At 69.1% G+C, this 1,016-nt stretch carries 1 protein-coding gene; it reads right to left on the reverse strand.

From position 1 onward, the window contains the following. Window positions 1-1,016 (reverse strand): acyl-CoA carboxylase subunit beta (locus E2B92_RS32475; protein WP_133087797.1); only part of this gene is annotated, 1,016 nt, incomplete at both ends.

A 1,016-nucleotide genomic window follows, 5' to 3' on the forward strand; every position in this document is an offset into this window, starting at 1 on the left:
GCCTTGTACTCCTTGACCATGCGGGCGCGCATGGCCTCGGGGTCCTCGGCGTCGGCGATCTGACGGCGGAAGATGACGTTGGCGGCGCCCTCGGCGCCCATGACGGCGATCTCGTTGGTCGGCCAGGCGTAGGTGAGGTCGGCGCCGATGGACTGGGAGTCCATGACGATGTAGGCGCCGCCGTAGGCCTTGCGCAGGATCAGGCTGATGCGCGGCACGGTGGCGTTGCAGTACGCGTACAGCAGCTTGGCGCCGTGGCGGATGATGCCGCCGTGCTCCTGGTCGACGCCGGGCAGGAAGCCGGGCACGTCCAGCAGGGTGATGATCGGGATGTTGAACGCGTCGCACATCTGGACGAAGCGGGCGGCCTTCTCGGACGCCTCGATGTCCAGCACGCCGGCCAGCGTCTGCGGCTGGTTGGCCACGATGCCCACGACCTGGCCGTCCAGGCGGGCCAGGGCGCAGATGATGTTGCGCGCCCAGCGCTCGTGGATCTCCAGGTAGTCGCCGTCGTCGACGAGCTCCTCGATCACCTTCGCCATGTCGTAGGGCCGGTTGCCGTCGACCGGGACCAGGTCCAGGAGCGCGTCGCAGCGCCGGTCCGCGGCGTCCTGGCCCCGCACCACCGGAGGGTTCTCACGGTTGTTCTGCGGCAGCATCGACAACAGGTAGCGGACCTCGGCGATGCAGGTCTCCTCGTCGTCGTACGCGAAGTGCGCCACACCGCTGGTCTCGGCGTGCACGTCCGCGCCACCCAGGCCGTTCTGGGTGATCTCCTCACCCGTCACGGCCTTGACCACGTCCGGGCCGGTGATGAACATCTGCGAGGTGTCACGGACCATGAACACGAAGTCCGTCAGGGCGGGGCTGTAGGCCGCGCCGCCCGCGCACGGGCCGAGCATCACGCTGATCTGCGGGATGACACCCGAGGCACGCGTGTTGCGCTGGAAGATCCCGCCGTACCCCGCCAGGGCGCTGACGCCCTCCTGGATACGGGCCCCCGCACCGTCGTTCAG

It is taken from the genome of Streptomyces sp. WAC05374 (assembly GCF_004353505.1).
In the GTDB taxonomy this organism is placed as follows: Bacteria; Actinomycetota; Actinomycetes; order Streptomycetales; family Streptomycetaceae; genus Streptomyces.